19 protein-coding genes are annotated in these 19,761 nt (G+C 61.1%); 5 read left to right on the top strand and 14 right to left on the bottom strand.

Annotated features, from left to right (window positions below; translation table 11 throughout):
• Positions 1–57 precede the first annotated feature (57 nt).
• The 9 genes from FGE05_RS12915 to FGE05_RS12955 form a co-directional block, all read right to left on the bottom strand.
• Positions 58–1,341, bottom strand: a complete 1,284-nt coding sequence (locus FGE05_RS12915) for a transporter (RefSeq protein WP_139645443.1) — start codon at positions 1,339–1,341, stop codon at positions 58–60.
• Between the two features lie 45 nt (positions 1,342–1,386).
• Positions 1,387–2,133, bottom strand: a complete 747-nt coding sequence (locus tag FGE05_RS12920; protein ID WP_139645446.1) for a hypothetical protein — start codon at positions 2,131–2,133, stop codon at positions 1,387–1,389.
• Positions 2,134–2,191: 58 nt separating this feature from the next.
• On the bottom strand, positions 2,192–2,872 hold the full coding sequence (locus tag FGE05_RS12925) for a C39 family peptidase (protein ID WP_139645447.1): 681 nt from the start codon (positions 2,870–2,872) through the stop codon (positions 2,192–2,194).
• Between the two features lie 66 nt (positions 2,873–2,938).
• Positions 2,939–3,922, bottom strand: coding sequence for a heme utilization protein (locus FGE05_RS12930; protein WP_139645449.1), 984 nt, complete (start codon positions 3,920–3,922; stop codon positions 2,939–2,941).
• Between the two features lie 65 nt (positions 3,923–3,987).
• Complete coding sequence (locus FGE05_RS12935) at positions 3,988–4,566, bottom strand: adhesin (RefSeq protein WP_139645451.1); 579 nt, start codon at positions 4,564–4,566, stop codon at positions 3,988–3,990.
• Position 4,567: 1 nt separating this feature from the next.
• Positions 4,568–5,014 carry a hypothetical protein gene (locus FGE05_RS12940; RefSeq protein ID WP_139645453.1) on the bottom strand — a complete coding sequence of 149 codons (447 nt, stop codon included), beginning with the start codon at positions 5,012–5,014 and terminating at the stop codon, positions 4,568–4,570.
• 348 nt (positions 5,015–5,362) lie between these two features.
• Complete coding sequence (locus tag FGE05_RS12945; RefSeq protein ID WP_139645455.1) at positions 5,363–5,887, bottom strand: AAA family ATPase; 525 nt, start codon at positions 5,885–5,887, stop codon at positions 5,363–5,365.
• Entirely contained in the window at positions 5,884–6,447 is a 564-nt protein-coding gene (gene pnuC, locus FGE05_RS12950) for a nicotinamide riboside transporter PnuC (protein WP_139645457.1), read from the bottom strand. The genes FGE05_RS12945 and pnuC overlap by 4 nt, the downstream gene beginning before the upstream one ends.
• Before the next feature lie 330 nt (positions 6,448–6,777).
• Positions 6,778–8,412 (bottom strand): methyl-accepting chemotaxis protein, encoded by a 1,635-nt coding sequence (locus FGE05_RS12955; RefSeq protein ID WP_139645458.1) that lies wholly within the window; start codon positions 8,410–8,412, stop codon positions 6,778–6,780.
• A gap of 248 nt (positions 8,413–8,660) precedes the next feature.
• On the opposite strand from FGE05_RS12955, the gene FGE05_RS12960 reads away from it, so the two are divergent.
• Positions 8,661–9,491, top strand: coding sequence for an undecaprenyl-diphosphate phosphatase (locus tag FGE05_RS12960; protein WP_139645460.1), 831 nt, complete (start codon positions 8,661–8,663; stop codon positions 9,489–9,491).
• Positions 9,488–9,916, top strand: a complete 429-nt coding sequence (locus tag FGE05_RS12965) for a DUF1294 domain-containing protein (protein ID WP_139645462.1) — start codon at positions 9,488–9,490, stop codon at positions 9,914–9,916. Before FGE05_RS12960 ends, FGE05_RS12965 begins: the two co-directional genes overlap by 4 nt.
• 2 nt (positions 9,917–9,918) lie before the next feature.
• Here FGE05_RS12965 and FGE05_RS12970 read toward each other — a convergent pair whose 3' ends face one another.
• Both FGE05_RS12970 and FGE05_RS12975 read right to left on the bottom strand, forming a co-directional pair.
• Complete coding sequence (locus FGE05_RS12970; protein WP_139645464.1) at positions 9,919–10,272, bottom strand: MmcQ/YjbR family DNA-binding protein; 354 nt, start codon at positions 10,270–10,272, stop codon at positions 9,919–9,921.
• A complete protein-coding gene (locus tag FGE05_RS12975; protein WP_139645467.1) occupies positions 10,269–11,177 on the bottom strand; it encodes a LysR substrate-binding domain-containing protein in 909 nt (302 codons plus the stop codon). Before FGE05_RS12975 ends, FGE05_RS12970 begins: the two co-directional genes overlap by 4 nt.
• A gap of 128 nt (positions 11,178–11,305) precedes the next feature.
• Between FGE05_RS12975 and FGE05_RS12980 the strand changes: the two genes are divergently transcribed.
• Positions 11,306–11,914 (top strand): FMN-dependent NADH-azoreductase, encoded by a 609-nt coding sequence (locus FGE05_RS12980; protein ID WP_139645469.1) that lies wholly within the window; start codon positions 11,306–11,308, stop codon positions 11,912–11,914.
• A 423-nt stretch (positions 11,915–12,337) separates the two neighbouring features.
• A complete protein-coding gene (locus FGE05_RS12990; protein WP_139645472.1) occupies positions 12,338–13,375 on the top strand; it encodes a dienelactone hydrolase in 1,038 nt (345 codons plus the stop codon).
• On the opposite strand, the gene FGE05_RS12995 is transcribed toward FGE05_RS12990, so the two are convergent.
• A complete protein-coding gene (locus FGE05_RS12995) occupies positions 13,369–14,562 on the bottom strand; it encodes an MFS transporter (protein WP_139645474.1) in 1,194 nt (397 codons plus the stop codon). The two genes, FGE05_RS12990 and FGE05_RS12995, sit on opposite strands and share 7 nt — an antisense overlap.
• 278 nt (positions 14,563–14,840) lie before the next feature.
• On the bottom strand, positions 14,841–16,427 hold the full coding sequence (locus FGE05_RS13000) for an ABC-F family ATPase (RefSeq protein WP_024781069.1): 1,587 nt from the start codon (positions 16,425–16,427) through the stop codon (positions 14,841–14,843).
• A gap of 400 nt (positions 16,428–16,827) precedes the next feature.
• On the opposite strand from FGE05_RS13000, the gene lpxO reads away from it, so the two are divergent.
• On the top strand, positions 16,828–17,727 hold the full coding sequence (gene lpxO / locus FGE05_RS13005) for a lipid A hydroxylase LpxO (RefSeq protein ID WP_139645476.1): 900 nt from the start codon (positions 16,828–16,830) through the stop codon (positions 17,725–17,727).
• 31 nt (positions 17,728–17,758) lie between these two features.
• On the opposite strand, the gene ligD is transcribed toward lpxO, so the two are convergent.
• Positions 17,759–19,732: a DNA ligase D gene (gene ligD / locus FGE05_RS13010; RefSeq protein WP_139645478.1), complete on the bottom strand. Its 1,974-nt coding sequence runs from the start codon at positions 19,730–19,732 to the stop codon at positions 17,759–17,761.
• Positions 19,733–19,761: the final 29 nt, after the last annotated feature.

A 19,761-nucleotide genomic window follows, 5' to 3' on the forward strand; every position in this document is an offset into this window, starting at 1 on the left:
GTGACAAATCCACCGCCATCGCGAGCAGGCTCGCTCCCACAAGGTGCCCGTCCTGGGCTAGAAGTAATACGGAAACTTCAGGCTGAAGCTGAAATCCGGCGCATCGTCGGTCAGCCCGATGGACAGGTTGGGCACGATGGTCAGGTTGTCGGAGGCGGCGATGGTCATGCCGATGTTGAAGTAGCCGGCATTGGCATCACTGGAGACCACCGACTCCCAATCCCCACCGTCCTGCTTGAGCTTGCTTTTCTTCTGGATCAGGTCCGATACCGAGAACGACATGCTCATTTTCTCGTTCAACGCAAAGGCCAGCCCTGCGCCGATCTGGAAGCTGTCGCCGATCCGCACCTTGCCCGGCACTTTCTGGTTGACGGTGGAGCTGATGTCGTCGAACGACTCCTCGAAGTTGTGGGTGTAGGCCAGGGTGCCGAACAGCACGGCCGGGTCGAACGTCTTGACCAGGGAAAGCCCGGGGGTGATCGACCAGACGCCGTTGCCGGTGGGTAGATCTTCCGGTACGAACAGGTTGGTGTTGCTCGGGGATTGGCGCAGCTTGATGCCGAATGGATCCTTGCCGGTCGGGGCCTTGACGCGCAAGGTCACCACGGCGTCGGGGGTATTGATCGATTCGTCCATGAACTTGTAGGCAATGCCGAAATTGACATCGCCGATGGTGGGATCGCGGGTGACGGTTTCTTCGCTGGTGACACCGGCCGCCCCGTTATTGGCGCCGCCGGACTGGTAGGTGGACTCCCGGTAGACCACCGGCACATTGAGGTCGAACTGCCAGCGATTGTCGAAGTTGTAGCGGCCGGTGAGATCCAGCGTCCAGGTGTCGGCCTTGATCCGGTCCAGGTTGATGTTGCCCAGGAAAATCGAATCCAGGGCCAGGAAGCCATTGAGAATCAGCTGTCGGGTGTCGTAGCGCGAATAGGTCACACCGGTCTCGAAGCTGAATTTGCCGCCACCAAAGAAGCCGCTGGCCTCGTCATAGAGGTTGGAGACGCTCTGGGCCGGTTGCGAGTCGTCGGCCAGGGATTGCCCGTAGCCGCTGCCGCCAGCCGTTGTCGCGCCGCTGCCTGCGACGTTCTGGTTGCCTTTCATGTCGGCAGGGGATTTGACCAGGCGCTTGGGCGGCGGGGCCGCGGGCTGGTCTTCCACCTGGCGCACCCGCTGTTCGAGGACCGCCAGGGCTTTCTGCTGGACCTCGTATCGTTGCTTGAGCTCGAGCAACTCCTGTTTCAATGCTTCGATGTCCGCATCCGGTGCCGCTTGCAGCAGGGTCGCCGGGAACAATGTGCTCAGACACATTACAGCGCGCAACGATACGGATCGATACATGAGAATGCCGTCCCTATTTGCCCAGTGGTCGAAAAGCAGCGTAGTTCAATACCCAAGGTTGCGTAGGCCGCGCAGCTGCGTCAGGTTGCAGTCCAGCGCCCCGGCACTGGGGCCATTGTTGTTCAGCACCACATTGAGCTGGGTCATGTTATTGACCAGGTTGCTGTTGCCCAGCAGGCGGGTATTTTGCAAAAGACCGCCCTGGGCCACTTGCTGCAGGGTGCTGCCCTGGTTGTGGTTGGCCTGGATTGCCATCTGTACACCGCTGCCGGTGGCTGTTACCGAGACACTGCCGGCGGCGTTACTACCGCTGATGGTCTGGCCACTGGTCAGCAACTGGCCTTGGGAGGGTGCGAGGGCAGGGGGTTGGTTGCTTTCTTTCACGTTGATGCTGACGTTGTTGTAGGCGGTATTGCCGTCGCCGGCAGCGCGTACGCTCTGGGTCACACCTTGGCTCGTCCCAAGACCTGCGCCACCGGTAATGTTGCCGCTGCCCTGTTCCGGAGCGCTGCCGTTGCCGGTCTGCTTGATGGTGGAGACGTAGAACTCGGGTTTGACGGTGGAGGCCTGGATCTGCATGGAGCTGGTGGCGCCGATCAGGTCGCCGCTGGCGTTGCGCCAGGTACTGCTCATGACGACGCCGAAGCTGATGACCCGTCCGGGCATGACATAACGCCCGCGCAGCTCGGCGAGCTCCTGATCCTTGATTTCGATAGGTTTGAATCCGGCATGGGCATAGCCCGACGCGGTCGCGGCCAGGCAGGCCAGCGACAGCCAGTGTGAAGTTCTCATGTACAGCTCCCGGAGCATCCTGCTCCTTTTGTATTCATCGTTGGCAGTTGGTCGGCGATTAAAAAAAGTCGCTCTGGATGAAACCGAAATCCATCAATTCCGCATCCTTGACCGGGTTGAACCCGTCCAGCTTGTTACGTGCCGTCAACGGCTGCGGAGGACTGCGTAGTGCGTTGGTCTTGTCGTAGCCTGGACCGACGATGGCGAAGACGATGCCGTTCCAGCCTTTGACGAAATCGTCGTGGGCGTAGCGCTTGTGCCCCAGCACCGGGTCGCCGATGTAGACCCATTGCTTGTCGGCCCGCTGCAACACCACGAAGTGCTTGTAGCCACGTATTTCCATCAGGACCACCACCGGAATCGTCACGGCTTCGAGCTTCTCTGCCGGTATCCGATAGCCCCGGGCGCGCATACCGATGCTTTCCACATAGCGTTTCATGTCCAGCATGGAAAAACCCTGGGTACGCACGAGCTGCTGGTCGGCATTGACCAACATGCCCTTGATGACATGCTCTTCATCGACATCCAGCCAATAGGCCTGGCGCAGCACCGTGGCCAGTGCGGCGGCACCGCAGCTGAAATCGGTTTTCTGCTCGACGATGTCGCTGAATTTGCGCTCGCGCACGCTTTGTACCGGTTTGTAGACCAGCATGCCGCCGGGTAGGGCGGCGACCGGCATTTGCGCGGCTTCGGTGACACACGCCATGCAAAGCAGCAGGGAAAGGGCAGTCGCACGCATGATCGATACGCCTTGTGGGTACCTTGGAAAAGAAGCCCCGTTGCCGGGGCTTCATATCACACGTGGTTACATGCAGGCTTTGCAGCCTGCCGCGATGGACAGCGAGTTGCTCTGCTGGTTACCCACGCCCGCCGACACGTTGGCGCCGCCGTTACCGGAGAAGCCATTCATGGAGTTGTTCATGGTGGCGTTGTTGATCACAGGGTTTTTCCAGCCATCACGGGTCAACACTTGCTGGGTATTGCTGCCGGCCAGTTCGAAAGTGCCCACGGCGGAGAACTTGAACTTGTCGTCATCATGACCGCCGCCATAGCCGCCTTTGTTGTCCCAGCCGCCATGATTGTTGTCTTCGGCGGTACCGGTGCCTTTGGCTTTGAACGTGCCGGAGGCTTCATAGGTGCTGGTGAGGGTGTCGGTCTTGTAGGTCCGCACGCCTTTGTTGTCCACCACCAGGCCGGTGGAGGTCTGGTCGGCGGCGGCCGAGGCTTGCGCAACACGGCCACCCGATACGGCGATGGCGAGGTTGTTTTTCTGTTGGTTGAAGTTGCCGGCGGTCACGTTGATGCCGATGTTGCCGGAGCCGTTGTTGCCCGCGTTGGTGAGCGAGGCGTTGTTTTGAGTCGAGTTGTTTTTGACGTAGTTATTGTTATTGACTTGGGTGGCACTGGACATGGATACCGCCGAACCGAAGATAAAGCTTTCGTCCGCAGTGGCCAGGGCGGCGGCGTTGTCTTGCTGGTTACCGTCACCGGCCGCGACGTTGGCGCCCATGTTACCGTTGCTGCCATTGAGCGAGTCTTTGGCTTCAGCGGTGTTTTTGGTGGCCTGGTTGGTCACCACGTTGCCGTCGCTGTTCTGCTCATCCAGCACCGTAGCCCCAGCACCGGCGCTGATGGAGAGCAGTTGATCCAGCGTCGGACCTTGATGGCCATGGTTGCCATGGTCGTGCCCGTTGCCGTGGTTGTTATCGTTTCCACCGGCCTGTGCGGCCATTGCCATGACAGCGGCGAGAGCGAAAACCAATGGTTTGAGTGCCATTGTTGGTTTCATGGTGTTTCTCCTTGCGTGTCGTTGGTTAAGTGTGTCGGTACTTTCTTATGGATTTACTGCTCGGGTCAGTCAGCGACCCGGATGCTCAGGGTGTTGGCCATTCGGTTCCCCACCCCGGCACTCTGGTTCACCTGGATGACCCCTCGGCTGCCGGTGAAGGCCTGGTCGCTGGTAACGACCTGGCGACTGCCGGTTGGGGCGCCAGTTGCTCCTGAGTTCGGTAACAGCGCCACGTTCTGTTGAGAAAGCGCGCTGTCGTCAATGCTCTGCGGCTGGGCGCTGATGCCCACCCGCATGGCATTGGCCATCTGGTTGTTGGCTCCGGCGGACTGGTTGACGCCCAGCACACCGTTGCCATTGCTGAAAGAGCTGCCGCCAATGCGGGCGGTCGCGTTCATGGAAGAGTCGGCGGGGGTGTCCAGCCGTTGGCGGACATAGGTGGTGGCCTGTGCCTCGGTGCCGATGGCAATGGCCCGGGTGTTGGTTTGCTGGGTCCGATCGCCTGCCGCCTGGTTGACGTTGAAGTTGCCGGTATAACGACTGCCGGAGTCCTGCAAGTTGGCGCTGCTGACCACCGCCACGCCAGGGTCGGCCAATGCGGTGGATGAGCCGAGGAGGGCGAGCAGGAACAGGATCGGCCTCATGTCATTGCCCCCCTGCCAGGCGACCCAGCGGGGCCAGGCCGGAGCTCAGCGAGCGGTTGATGGTGCCGGAGATCGCACCGCCGCTGCCGCCACCATGACCGGCGCCCATGCCAGGCATACCGTTGGGGCTGGTCACGACATTCAGGCCTTGCACACCCGTGTTTGTATTGAGGGTGTTGCGGATCGACGAACCGCTGGCGACGCTGGCAAATTCGCCGTCGCTCAGTTCGGTGCTGGTGGTCGCTTGGCTGATTCGAGCGGAAGGGTTGGCATTGACAGTGGTCGGGTAGGGATCCTTGCCACCGTTGCGACCGATATGGACGGGCTGTACGTCACGGTTGAGGACGATGACGCCGTTGCCCTCGGCCTGTACCGATAGGCTGAACATCGCACCGGCGGCGCAGCCGATCAACAACAGGACGGTCAAACTTCTATCGAAAGTCCCCACGGTATCGATTCCTTCTTCGGTGGGCTGGCCCTGGTCCAGCGTTGCGAAGGGGGAAGAGCAGATGTCGTGCCGGGTTCTTAAAAGTCTTTGGATTCAATGGGTTGGTCGTGATGGCACAACGGCTGGGACGGGACCTGTTTCATAGTTGAGACAAGGCATATGACGGTCAATAGGCCATCAGCTGTCCAGTGGCTCTGGATCCAGGCTTTTGAGGGAGTGTTTCAGCGCGTTGACAGTTGGGATGACAAACCGGTGAAACAGCTTTGGATCCGGGTTTGACGCGAGGGGGATGTTTCAAGAGTGGAACGGAGTGGCACTATGCCGGCACCTCATTCCGTGGGGATCTGCTCAGGCCTGGAGCAGATGGGCCACGGCTGTGAACACTTGGCTTTGGCGCTGCGCCCAGTCCCCTTCGATCATCTGAAAAGGTTGCTGGTGTCGGATCAACCAATCCTCGATGGCCGCGAAAAACTGCAAGCGTTGCGCCAGTTCTGGTTGGCAACGCAGGCCATCCCCCGTCCATTCGACTTGCTCGGGGCTCAACAGCAGATGCAGGTCGTAGTGGCGCTCCAGCAAGGCTGGCTCCAGCCAGTCCGGGCAGTCGCCGAACAGGGTCTGGCTCCAGAGAATATTGCTCAACAGATGGGTATCGAGGATCAGCAGCGTCGGTTTTCGGGCCCTGGCTGTGTCTTCCCAGGCCAGTTGTCCGAGAGCGATATCGGTGATGTCATCCAGGCAAGTGTCGCGGGGGTGCTGCTCCATGAAGTGGCGGACGTATTCGTCCACCCGCAAGCCACCGAAGTGTTCCTGCAATCGCTCCGCCAGCCAGCTCTTGCCGGCAGACTCGGGCCCCGTCAGCACTACCACCTTCATGCGCGCAGGGCCGGGTCGGCGCGCCATTCCCGCCAGCCCTGCACGGCCAGCAAGGTGAACAGGGCGTAGAGCGCCGCGGTCAGGTACAGGCCCTTGTAGATGAACAGGCCAACGAAGATCACGTCCAGGGCAATCCACAAAGGCCAGCATTGCACGCGCTTCTGGGCCATCCACCACTGGGCCACGAGGCTGAAGCCGGTGAGCGCCGCGTCGAGCCAGGGCTGGGCGGCGTCGGTCCAGTGCGCCATGGCAGCGCCCAGCACCAGGCTGCCTGCCGCCCCAGCCGCCAGGCCAATCAGAACCGACGGGCCACCCAGGCGGGTGACCTGGCGTCCGTCATGCTGTTGGCCGGCGCGGGTCCATTGCCACCAGCCGTACAGTTGCAGCGCGGCGTAGACCACTTGCAACAGCATGTCCGAGTACAACTTCACGTCGTAGAAAATCCAGCTGTACAGCAACACCATGATCAGGCCGATCGGCCAGCACCAGGGGTTCTGCTTGACGGTCAACCAGACAGCGATCACGCCGAGGGCTGCGGCAAACAGTTCAAGCCCGGACATGGCGGTTCCTTGGGGAATGGAGAAGGGGGGCGATTGTAAACGTTATGGCGGGCGCAGCTCCAACATCAATGTTGGATGTGCCGACGCTATCGCGAGCAGGCTCGCTCCCACAGGGGGGAGCCGGGTTGATTGCAGGATCTGTGGCCGCCAGAGAGATCTGTGGGGGCGAGCTTGCTCGCGAAGGCGGTGTGCCTGTCACAGGTGTGTTGGATGTGCTGCCGTCTTCGCGGGCAAGCCCGGCTCCCACAGGAGGCCGGGTTGATCGCGAGATCTATGGTCGCCAGCAGCCTCTGTGGGAGCGAGCCTGCTCGCGATGGCGGTGGGTCAGCTTTAGACCCGGAACTGCTTGAGCAGGCCGTTCAGCTGTTCGCTCAGTGCCTTGAGGCGCGTGCTTGCCAGGCTCGATTGTTCCGCCGCCAGGGCGGTGCTGTGGGACAGGCCGGCGGCCTGGGTGACGTTCTGGTTGATGTCCTCTACCACGTGGGCCTGTTGCAGGGTGGCACTGGCGATGGAGGCGTTCAGGCTGTTGAGATTGCGCAGGGCCTGACCGATGGCGTTGAGGCTGGCACCCGCCAGGCCGGCCTGTTCGATGGTCAGCTGCGAGGCGCGGCTGCTGTCGCTGATGACTTTCACCGCGGCTTCGGAGTGAGTTTGCAAGCGCTCGATCATCCCCTGGATCTCGGCGGTGGACTTCTGCGTGCGCTGGGCCAGCAACCTCACCTCATCAGCCACCACCGCAAACCCCCGGCCTTGCTCCCCGGCGCGAGCGGCTTCGATCGCGGCGTTGAGGGCCAGCAGGTTGGTCTGTTCGGCGATGGAGCGGATGACCTCCAGCACGCTGCCGATCTGGGTGCTTTCGCTGGCCAGGGTACGAATCACTTCAACCGCTTGGTCGATGGTCTGGGAAAGACGGTCGATCTGCTGCAAGCTACCATCGATGTTGACTTGGCCCTGCTGGGCCTGGGACTCGGCGTCGCGCATTTCACTGGCGGCATGTTCGGCGTTCTTGGCCACATCCTGGACGCCATAGGTCACTTCGTTGATCGCCGTGGCCACCAACTCCATCTGCTGCGATTGCTGTTGGCTGCGCTCCTGGGCCTGGGCGGCGTCGCTGCCCAATTCGCTGGACGATTGCCCCAGGGCGCTGGCAGAAACCTGCAGCTGGCTCACCACCTCGCGCAGCTTGGTCGTGAACGCGTTGAAGTGGCGCGCCAGTTGGGTGACTTCATCCTGGCCATGGGTGTCGAGGGTGCGGGTCAGGTCGCTTTCACCGCTAGCAATGTTGGCCATCGCGTTCACCGTCTCTTGCAGGGGCCGCACGATGCTGCGCACGATCAGGGTCAACAGCAGGCTCATGATCAGTGCGATCGTCAGGCCCACCAGCGAGGCCTTGATCAGTTGGGCCAGGAACTCGGCCTGTACGTCATCCACGTATACGCCCGAACCGATGATCCAGCCCCAGGGTTCGAACAGTTTGACGTAGGACGTCTTGCCGACCGGTGCCTCGGCGCCCGGTTTCGGCCATAGATAGTTCACCATCCCGGCACCCTTGGCCTTGGCGATGATGACCATCTCGTTGAACAGTGCGAAACCGTTCGGGTCGCGGATCGCCGAGAGGTTCTGGCCTTCTAGCTTCGGGTTGGTCGGGTGCATGATCATGACCGGGGTCAGGTCATTGATCCAGAAATAGTCGGTTTCGTTATAGCGCAGGCCACGCACGGCACTGAGGGCCTGTTTCTGGGCGGCTTCGCGGGTCAGGGTGCCGGCGGTTTCCAGGCCATGGTAGTAGCTCAGCACGCCGCTGGCGGTCTGGACCACATGCTGGGTTTTCTGCACCTTGGCCTGATAGAGATCGCTGTGGATCTGTTTCAGCATCAGGGCACCCAGCGTGAATACCATCAAGATGGCCACGACGAGGATGAGCCACAAGCGTCGGCTGATCGACACATTGCGCAAGCTATTCATACGCTGTCACTCCAGTTTCTTGTTCTTGTCATCCACGGCCGGTGGATTGCCCCCTGGGCCATAACGCGTCGGCGTTATGAGGGCTTGTCTGATAGGATTTCGGCCTCGCGGCGCAAAACCTGAGCCTGCCTTTGATTTTTCATTGGTTTTTTGGGCTATGGCGCAGTTATCGTGCACCCGCTGCTCGTAAGGGCATGACACTTGATTATCGATGAGGCCCTGCTGACAGGGCCTTTCTTGGGGGATGAATGGATTTGTGGACTGCCTTTCAGGCACTGATTCTTGGCATTGTAGAAGGTCTGACGGAATTCCTGCCGATTTCCAGCACGGGGCACCAGATCGTTGTCGCCGACTTGCTCGGGTTCGGTGGGGAACGGGCCATGGCGTTCAACATCATCATCCAGTTGGGGGCGATCCTGGCAGTGGTCTGGGAATTCCGGCGCAAGATCTTCGACGTGGTGTTGGGTTTGCCCACCCAACCCAGTGCCCGGCGGTTTACCGCCAACCTGTTGATCGCCTTCCTGCCAGCCGTGGTGCTGGGCGTGCTGTTTGCGGATCTGATCCACGAATACCTGTTCAACCCGATCACAGTGGCCGCCGCGCTGGTGGTGGGTGGTTTCATCATGCTGTGGGCCGAACAGCGCCAGCATGAAGTACACGCCGAAACGGTGGACGACATCACCTGGAAAGATGCAATCAAGGTCGGTCTGGCCCAGTGCCTGGCGATGATTCCCGGCACCTCCCGTTCCGGCTCGACCATCATCGGCGGGTTGCTGTTCGGCCTGTCGCGCAAGACCGCGACCGAGTTCTCCTTCTTCCTGGCCATGCCGACCATGGTCGGTGCGGCTGTCTACTCGGGCTACAAATACCGCGCGCTTTTCGTACCGGCGGACTTCCCGGTGTTTGCCATCGGTTTCGTCACCGCGTTCATCTTCGCCATGATCGCCGTCAAGGGGTTGCTGCGGTTCATCGCCAACCACAGCTATGCGGTGTTCGCCTGGTATCGGATCGTGTTCGGCTTGTTGATCCTGGCGACCTGGCAATTCGGTTGGGTCGACTGGACAAGCGCCCGGCCATGAACGATTCCGGCACGCGCAGGCACGCGGCCCGCAATAATGGGGGCGTCGTGCAGAACCTTCGGCTCAAGTTGATCGTATTGGCGTTGCTGTGCGCGCTGCCGCTGACGGGCTCGCTGTTGCTCGGGTTGCAGGAGGCATCATGGGTGCCTCTGACGGCCTATGGCGTTGTCAGCGTCGTGGCGTTCCTGCTGTACTGGAGCGACAAACGCAAGGCCCGTTCCGACGCCTGGCGTACCCCCGAGAACGTACTGCACGCCGTGGAGCTGGCTGGGGGCTGGCCTGGCGCGTTGCTGGCCCAGCAGGTCTTTCGGCACAAGACCCGAAAGGTGTCGTTTCAAGTGGTGTTCTGGTTCATCGTGCTGCTGCACCAGGCGTTCTGGGTCGACCAGTTGTTCCTGGGCGGCCATTTGCTGGCCTGGGGGTAATGTCACTGCAATAGCAAACCGACCTGCGTGCGCTTGGGCAACTTGCTGACCACGAGTTGGTGGGAGCGTCGTAGCAGGCCATGCAGTTCCTCGGCACCCAAGGGGTAGGGGGTGTGCATGATGATCCATTGCGCCCGCGCCAGATACGGGGCGGGATGGATGCCCGGTCGGTCGCAATGTCCCAGGAACAGGTCCTTGTCGACCTTGAACGCCAATGAATCGCTGCGCAGCCCCTGCAGGGCGAACATCTTGTTTCCGGCGATGGAAAACACCCGCACGCCGCCCCATTTGTAATCTTCCCTGGCGCCAGGCAAGCCCAGGCAAAACCGTGCGACATCCTCTTCGCTCAAACTCATAACGTCCTTTCTCCACAAAGATTGAAGGCTTCCACCAGGTGGTCGAGCCATGCGCGTACCGCCGGCAACATGCCGCGTCGATGGGGATAGACCGCCTGCAGCCAGCCATCGGGCAGCGACCATCCCGGTAGCAATTCCACCAGTGTGCCGTCCTTCAACTCCTGCTCGCAATACATGCTCGGTAATAAGGTAAATCCCAGGCCGGCAAGGACGCAGGCGCGGCGGACAATGAAATCGTCGATGCCCAGGCGTGCTTCCAGGGCCAGTTCGGCGACCTGTCCGTCGGCACTGTGCAGGCGCAGATGCACCAGGCGATCGCTCTCGAGCGCCCCGAGCACCGGGACTTGTTTGAGGTCCTCGGGTGTTTCGATCCGCCGCCCTTCGACGAACGTCGGGCTGGCGACCATGATCAACCGCGCCTGACGCAAGCGGCGGGTCATCAGCAACGGGTCTTCGTCACCCAGGTCACGCACCCGCAACGCTACATCGATGCCCTCGCTCACCAGGTCGACGCGGCGATTGAGCAGGATCATCTCCAATTGGACCTGAGGATATTTTTCCAGGAAGTCGGCCACCACCCCGGCCAATATTTCGTGGGCCAGCCCCACCGGGCTCGAAACCCGCAGCCGACCACGGGGCGCACTGGACATGCTCGCCACCGCTTCGTCGGCCATTTCCGCCTCCAACAACATGGCCTGGCAATGGCGCAGGTAGCGTTCGCCCACCGCTGTCAGTTTCAACTGGCGAGTGGTGCGTTGCAGCAGGCGGGCGCCGAGGCGGTCTTCCAGTTCGGCAATACGCCTGGACAGTCGCGACTTGGGGATGCCAAGGGTCCGTCCGGCTGCGGCGAAGCCACCGGCTTCGACGACTTTGGCGAAATAGTAGAGATCGTTGAGGTCTTGCATGTCGGGCTCGATTGTCCTGTCAGTAGAACGAACTATCGCATCATAGCGGGCTAATCGGCTATTGGTTTCATCGGTAGGATGGTCCCCATTCGATCGCCCGGTAGCGATCCTCATTGGAGAGCACTCATATGAAACTTCTGCACATTGATTCGAGCATCCTCGGCGACAACTCCGCTTCCCGCCAATTGAGCCGTGAGGTGGTCGAGGCCTGGAAAGCCGCCGAACCGGGCGTGGTGGTGACCTACCGCGACCTGGCCGCCGATGCAATCAGTCACTTTTCCGCCCAGACGCTGGTTGCGGCCGGTACCAGCGCCGAATTGCGTGACGCCGCGCAGCAGCACGAAGCCGACCTCAGCGCTGCCACGCTGGCTGAGTTCCTCGCGGCGGATGCAGTCGTGATCGCTGCGCCGATGTACAACTTCACCGTCCCAACCCAGCTCAAGGCCTGGATCGACCGCATTGCCGTGGCCGGGCAGACGTTCAGCTACACCGAAGCCGGCCCGCAAGGCCTGTGTGGCGGCAAGAAGCTGGTGATCGTTTCCACTTCCGGCGGCCTGCATGCCGGTCAGCCGAGCGGTGTGGGTCATGAAGACTACTTGAAGCTTCTGTTCGGTTTCCTCGGTATCACCGACATCGAAATCGTCCGTGCCGAGGGCCTGGCCTACGGTGATGACATGCGCAACAAGGCCATGAGCGACGCCAAGGCGCAGATTGGCGAACAGTTCGCCGCCGCGTAAGGCTTGCACAGCGTCATCAAGCCCTGAAATCCCGGTGGGAGCGAGCCTGCTCGCGATAACGATGTACCAGTCACCTCCATGCTGACTGACCCATCGCTTCGCGAGCAGGCTCGCTCCCACACTGGTTTTGGGTCGCTGTGAGATTTGCATTCAGCACGACTTTACTGTGGGAGCGAGCCTGCTCGCGATAACGGTGTACCAGTCACCTCCATGCCGACTGACCCACCGCTTTCGCGAGCAGGCTCGCTCCCACATTGGTTTTTCGGTGGCCGTGAGGTTTGCATCACCCCCTTTGCACATTGATGAATATCGAAACCTTCGTAAAACGCTGTATTCTGTTCATCGGGCTTTTGGCGCAGGTCGTGCAAGTCCAGGCAGCGAGCGACGGGGCCTTCCTGTCCGCTGGTGAAGGTGGATGATTCGATGACACGTCTTGGTGCAGGGATATTGCTTTGTCTGCTCGGCAGCCTGGTTACGGTGCAGGCTGCACCGGCGCTGCACCCCAATTGGAGTGCCGGTTTTCACGAGCTGAGCTTTCTCGATCCGCTGGATCACCAGCCGATGCACGCCATCGCCTTCTATCCGTCTAACGCCCGAGCGCAAACCAGCCAGCTGGGTGGCTATCAGATCGACGCTGCACCGGACGCCCAGATTGCCATCGGCCGCTTCCCGATGTTGATGCTGTCCCACGGCAACACGGGGACACCGCTGGCCCTGCATGACCTGGCCACTTCGCTGGCACGCAAGGGATTTGTCGTGGTCGCGGTGATCCACCCTGGCGACAATGCCCAGGACCATAGCCGCTTGGGTACTCTGAGCAACCTCTACGGACGGCCGATCCAGATTTCCGAGGCCATCACCGCGACGCTGAACGATCCGATGCTGTCGCCGTTCGTCAATGCCGGGCAGGTGGGGGTGATCGGCTATTCCGCCGGAGGGGAAACCGCCCTGATCCTGTCTGGCGCCACGCCCGATCTCAATCGCCTGCGCCGTTATTGCCAAGAGCGGCCGGACGACCGTGACGCCTGCAACACCCAGGGCGAGCTGATCGCCGACCGCGACGATCTGCAACCGATGGCCGACCCCAGGGTGCGGGCATTGCTGTTGATGGCACCGTTGAGCCTGAAGTTCGGTCGCCATACCTTGGCCGACGTCCATGTGCCGGTGCTGCTGTACAGCGGCGATGGCGACAAACTGGTGGCCTTCGACAAGAATGCCGCGGCACTGGCCCGTAAACTGCCCACCGCGCCGGATTTCAAGACCTTGGCCGGGGCAGGGCACTTTGTTTTCCTGGCACCCTGCACCGAGGAGCAGATTGCCACGATGCCGGCGCTGTGCACCGATGCCGATGGCGTCGACCGCAAGGACATCCACCGCACCATGATTTCCGAAGCCGGGCGCTTCTTCAGCCAGGCCCTGGGCAAGCCGAGCCGGGCCGGTATGCGCACCGCCGATCAGTAAGCGGTTTTTTCGGCGCGTCGACGCAGCAGCAGGGTCAAGCCCAGCCCGGTGATCGACAGCAAGGCGGCGCAGAAAAAGATCGACGAGTAGCCCAGGTTCAACGCCACCGCCCCCATCAATGGCCCGGCAATCGCCAAGGCCAGGTCGAAGAACACGGCATAGGCACTCAACCCCGCGCCACGGCTGGTGTTTGGCACTTGCTTGATGGCTTCCACCCCGAGTGCCGGATACACCAGCGACAGCCCGAAACCGGCCAGTCCCGCCCCCACCAAGGCGAACGCGGGGGAAGGCGCCAGCCAGAGCAGCACCAGCCCCAGGGTTTCGATGCTCATGCAGGCGATGGCCGAGTTGAAGCCACCGAAACGGGCAATGCTGGAAATGAACAGCAATCGCGAAAGAATGAAGCAGATGCCGAACACCGTCAGGCACCACGCTGCGCCGATCCAGCCACGGCTGACATAAAACAGGGTGATGAACGTGGTGAGCGTGCCGTAGCCGATCGAGGCGAGGCTAAGGCTGGCCCCGTATGGCGCAATGCGTCCGAACACGGCCCGGAAGGGCAGGCGTTCGCCACGGACCACCGGCACCGAAGGCTTGTTGCGGATCAACAACAGCGCCGCGCCGGCCAACAGTGACAGCGCGATGCCCAGGCTGCTGAAACCCATGTTACCTACCATCACCACCCCCAGCGGGGCGCCGATGGCGATGGCGCCGTAGGAGGCAATGCCGTTCCAGGAGATCGCACGGGCCGTGTGCTCCACGCCGACCTGGCCCATGCACCAACTGATGGTGCCAACGCCAATCAAACCTTGGGCCACGCCGAGCAACAAGCGGCCGGCAATCAGGATCACCAGGCTCGGCAACGGCAGACTTTGCAACAAGGTGGAAATCAACGTCAGCACACCGCTGAGCACAATGCCCGACAACCCGTAGACGATCGCCCGTTTGGTCCCGACGCTGTCCGACACCCGCCCGGCCATGGGGCGGCTGAGCAGGGTCGCCAGGTATTGCGAACCGATGGTCAGGCCAGCCACCACGGCACTGAAGCCCAATTGTTCATGGACATACCCTGGCAACACGGCAATCGGCAGGCCGATGCAAAGGAAGGCAATGAAGGTGTAGAAAACGATGGAGACGATCTGCAGGGTGATCGACAGGGAGCTGGGAGTGGCTTGCGGCGTAGACATGGGCTCGTTCGCGGGCGGCGGCAGAAGAGCTTCATCATGGCGCGGGGAGAGAAGAAAAGAAAGCTGGCTAACTAAATACGCGGATTGAAGATCACCGCAGATCCCCTTGTGGGAGCGAGCCTGCTCGCGATGGCGGTGCGTCGGTTGATCAAAATCTCGGCTGACACACCGCCATCGCGAGCAGGCTCGCTCCCACAGGTCTTGTGCCCTTGAAATGAAAAAAGCCCTGTCACATTGGACAGGGCTTTTCACTTGCGGCTTGCGGCTCAGAGCTGCTCTTAGAACATCACACCCTGGCTGCGCAGGTAGTCGTCATAAGTGCCGCTGAAGTCGACCACGCCATCAGCGCTCAGCTCGATGATACGGGTGGCCAGGGACGAGACGAACTCACGGTCGTGGCTGACGAAGATCAGCGTGCCCGGGTAGTTCTCCAGCGCCAGGTTCAGCGCTTCGATGGATTCCATGTCCAGGTGGTTGGTCGGTTCGTCCATCACCAGTACGTTCGGCTTCTGCAGGATCAGCTTGCCGAACAGCATGCGGCCCTGTTCACCACCGGAGATGACCTTGACCGACTTGAGGATCTCGTCGTTGGAAAACAGCATGCGGCCCAAAGTGCCACGGATCATCTGTTCGCCCTGGGTCCACTGGCCCATCCAGTCGAACAGGCTGACATCGTCGGCGAAGTCGTGGGCATGGTCCTGGGCGTAGTAGCCCAGTTCCGCGCTCTCGGTCCACTTCACCGAGCCGGCGTCCGGCGCCAGCTCGCCCATCAGGGTACGCAGCAGGGTGGTCTTGCCGATACCGTTGGGGCCGATAATCGCCACGCGCTCGCCGGCTTCGACGGTGAAGCTGAAGTTCTTGAACAGGGTCTTGCCGTCGAAGCCCTTGGACATGCGCTCGATGGTCACTGCCTGGCGGTGCAGCTTCTTGTTCTGCTCGAAGCGGATGAACGGGCTCACGCGGCTCGATGGCTTGACCTCGGCGAGCTGGATCTTGTCGATCTGCTTGGCGCGGGAAGTCGCCTGCTTGGCTTTCGAGGCGTTGGCCGAGAAGCGGCTGACGAAGGTCTGCAGTTCGGCGATCTGGGCTTTTTTCTTGGCGTTGTCCGACAGCAACTGCTCGCGGGACTGGGTCGCTGCGATCATGTACTCGTCATAGTTGCCCGGGAACAGGCGCAGCTCGCCGTAGTCCAGGTCGGCCATGTGGGTGCAGACGCTGTTCAGGAAGTGCCGGTCGTGGGAAATGATGATCATGGTGCTGTTACGCGCCGTGAGAATGTTTTCCAGCCAGCGGATGGTGTTGATGTCCAGGTGGTTGGTCGGTTCGTCGAGCAACAGCACTTCCGGATCGGAGAACAGCGCCTGGGCGAGCAGTACCCGCAGTTTCCAGCCTGGCGCGACTTCGGTCATCGGGCCGAAATGCTGCTCCAGCGGAATGCCCAGGCCCAGCAACAGCTCACCAGCTCGGGATTCGGCGGTGTAGCCGTCCATTTCGGCGAACTCGGTTTCCAGCTCGGCCACGGCCATGCCGTCTTCTTCGGTCATTTCCGGCAGCGAATAGATGCGATCGCGCTCAGCCTTGACCTTCCACAGCTCTTCGTGACCCATGATCACGGTGTCGATGACAGTGAATTGCTCGTAGGCGAACTGGTCCTGGCGCAGTTTACCCAGGCGCACGTTCGGCTCGAGCATGACCTGGCCGCCAGACGGTTCGAGGTCGCCGCCGAGGATCTTCATGAAGGTCGACTTGCCGCAACCGTTGGCGCCGATCAGGCCGTAGCGGTTGCCCGCGCCGAATTTGACAGAGACGTTTTCGAACAGCGGCTTGGCGCCGAACTGCATCGTGATGTTAGCTGTAGAGATCAAAGGTTTATCCTGCGGAACATTCAGAGTAGCTAAGGGTGCGGCAGTACCTGTTCAGTACCTGTCTGCGCCGATCCACAACCGTGCAAAGGCGGCGCGGTCACAGGCGCAAGGGTCCATCCGGCATAAGAGGACAGCAGCATACGAAGCGCCGAGCCCGAATGGATGTGCGCGAAACCGGTTCACGGTGTCGGCCAAAAGGGGGGCGCATAATATTTGGCGGCGATTGTACTGATCTGGCCGCGTTAACGATAGGGTATTGCCCGGGCAAGACAGTTTTTCACAAATGAGGATAACTTTCAGTTACAACATGTGACTAAAATGCCATCTCTCTTGATGCGTCTCTTTTGCCGCTTGGTTGGCCAGGGGACGCAACCCGTTCACTCCAGTGCGTGACGATTCCGTGAAACTCATCATTGCTGCGATCTACATCCTGTCCATCGGCTATGTACACCTGCGCGGACGCGTGCGGCACAAGCTCGGACGCCAGCTAAGCGACCATTCGTCTTTCCTGGCGCCTGTCAATTGCCTGCTTTACCTGTGTTCGAAGTTGCCCAACAAGCCGTACCTGAGCCCGGCGGACTTCCCTGACCTGAGCCCCCTGCAGGCCCATTGGGAGGAAATCCGCGCCGAGGGCCAGAGCCTGTTGCAGGCGGGGGCGATCAAGCGCTCAAATCAATACGACGACGTGGGTTTCAATTCGTTCTTCAAGACCGGCTGGAAGCGCTTTTACCTGAAATGGTACGGCGACAGCCACCCCTCGGCCATGAAGTTGTGTCCACGCACCACTGAACTGGTGCAGAGCATCGGTTCGATCAAGGCGGCGATGTTTGCCGAGCTGCCGCCCGGCTCCAAACTGGTTCGGCACCGCGATCCGTACGCCGGGTCCTATCGGTATCACCTGGGCCTGGAAACCCCCAACGATGCCGGTTGCTATATCAATGTCGATGGCGAGCCTTACCATTGGCGCGATGGCGAGGCGGTGGTCTTCGACGAAACCTTCATTCATTACGCCGAAAACACCACTTCTCAGAACCGCATCATTTTGTTTTGCGACGTGGAGCGGCCAATGCGGTTTCGCTGGGCAACGGCCTTCAATCGCTGGTTCAGCCGCACCGTGATGGCCGCTGCGGGTGCGCCGAACGATGCCGGCGACAAGACGGGCGGGTTGAACCGGGCGTTCTCCAGGCTCTACAAGATTCGCTTGCAGGGCAAGGCCCTCAAGAAGCGCAACCGAAAGTTGTATTACCTCCAGAAGTGGGCGTTTTTTGGCGGCCTGCTGGCGGTGTTCATCTGGATCTGAAGTCTTGCCAGCTCCTACCAAGAGCATTTGTTCACTCCCCGGGCTTTTCTGCGTCCAGTTGTTCCCACATCCTGGCGGTGATCCGTTGGCGATGGCTGTAGCCTTCCCATGGATCGGCGCCCAGGCTTCTGGCCCGTTCGAGGGCCGTCTGGATATCCCATTGCTGGGCATTGCGCAGGCCGTCGAGTTCAGCCCTGGCGATTGGCATCGATACCGGTAGGCCCGGCCGGGCGCGTACCGAGTAGGCAGCCACCGTGCTGGCGCCTCGGGTGTTGCGCAGGTAATCGACGAAAACCTTCCCGATCCGGTTCTTGGGTCCCATGGTTGCGGTGATCCGCTTCGGCATCTGCCGGGTCATGAATTGCGAGATGGCTTTCGCGAAGGCCTTGGTGACATCCCAGCTTTCGCTTCGCGCCAACGGAACGATGATGTGCATGCCTTTGCCGCCGCTGGTCTTGAGGAACGCCTGCAGGCCCAGCTCATCGAGCAAGGACAAGGTCATGCGAGTGGCCTCGAGCATGGCACTCCAAGGCAGCGACGGGTCAGGGTCCAGGTCCAGGACGAACAGGTCCGGCGTTTCGATCCGGTCGTGAGTGGCGGTCCAGGTGTGCAGTTCCACCGCGCCCATCTGCGCCGCACTGATGAGGGCCTGGAGGCTGTCGATTTCCATCAGGGCGGCATGACCTGGGTCCAGTCCCGGATCCAGCTGCCGGATATGAGGAATTTCCAGGCGATCGGCGTGCTTCTGGAAGAACTGTTCTTCGCCGATTCCATCGGGTGCCCGCAACAACGCGACGGGCCGCTGTTTCAGATGGGGCAGGAGCCACGGTGCGATGTCTGCGTAATACTGCGCCAGTTCGACTTTCTGCACGCCACTGAGGCTGTCGATGACGCGCTCTGGATGGGTGATCTTCACGCCGGCGACTTCCACGTCGTGCTCCTTGCCGCCGCGCTTGGGTTTCGACGTCCTGGTTTTTTTCGGCAGAGGGTGCTCGCGGACAATCTTTTCCGCCGGCATATCGTCGAGCATGTCCACGAAAGCGGCCTGGCGCACAAGGCCGCCGGCGGTCCATTCGGTGAACTCGATCTCACAGACCAGGTCAGGCTCTACCCACTGCACGCCGCGCCCCTGTGTCGGCTTGACAGGTTTGGCCAGGGGCGAAGCATCACGCTCCTGGGCGGCAAGTCGCTCATGCAATCGTTTGATTTCATCCTGGCTGAACCCGCTGCTGACCCGCCCGGCATACACCCACCCCGCGGGGTCCTTGACTGCGAGCAACAAGGCTCCGAAGCCGTTGCGCCTGCCTTGAGGATGGGTGAACCCGACGATCACGAAAGCCTGGCGCAGCCGGCACTTCAGGTTGACCCAGTCGCTGCTGCGCCGTGATACGTAAGGGCTACCCTGGCGCTTCCCGACCACACGGTCCAGGGAGAGGGCGCTGGCGCTTTCCAGAATCTCATCCTCGTTGGCGAAAAAGGCTTCGGAGAAGCGCAGTCGCTTGCCACCGTGATGCTTGAGCGCTTTTCTCAACGCCGCGCGCCGCTCTTCCACGGGCGTTTGTCGCAGGTCCTCGCCGTTGAGAAACGGTGCGTCGAACAACACGTAGACCATGTCTACGGTGCGGCCGATCTCGAAAGCGTCTCGCAGGGCCGCCATGTCGGACTGGCCGGTTTCGTCGAGCAGCACCAGGTCACCGTCCAGCCAGCTGTCTCCCAGGTTCAGCTCGGCCAGGGCCTCGGCGTGCAACTTGAGGCGTTCGGTCCAGTCTTGATGATCGCGGCTGAACAGGCGGACTTCGCCACCCTCGATGCGGGTCAGCAACCGATAGCCATCAAATTTGACTTCATAGCGCCATTCGCCCGACGGCGGTTGCTCCACAGGTGTTGCCAGTTGCGGCAACAGCCGTTCTGGCAGGCGCGTGTTCTGATGCGCCCGGTTTCGTTGGGTGTGGCTGGTAGCGGTTTTCTTGGATGTACGGGCAGATTCACTCTCGGCCTTGGCCATGACAGGTTCCCTTGTATCGCTGGCGTCCG

The organism is Pseudomonas sp. ICMP22404 (assembly GCF_006227205.1).
In the GTDB taxonomy this organism is placed as follows: domain Bacteria; phylum Pseudomonadota; class Gammaproteobacteria; order Pseudomonadales; family Pseudomonadaceae; genus Aquipseudomonas.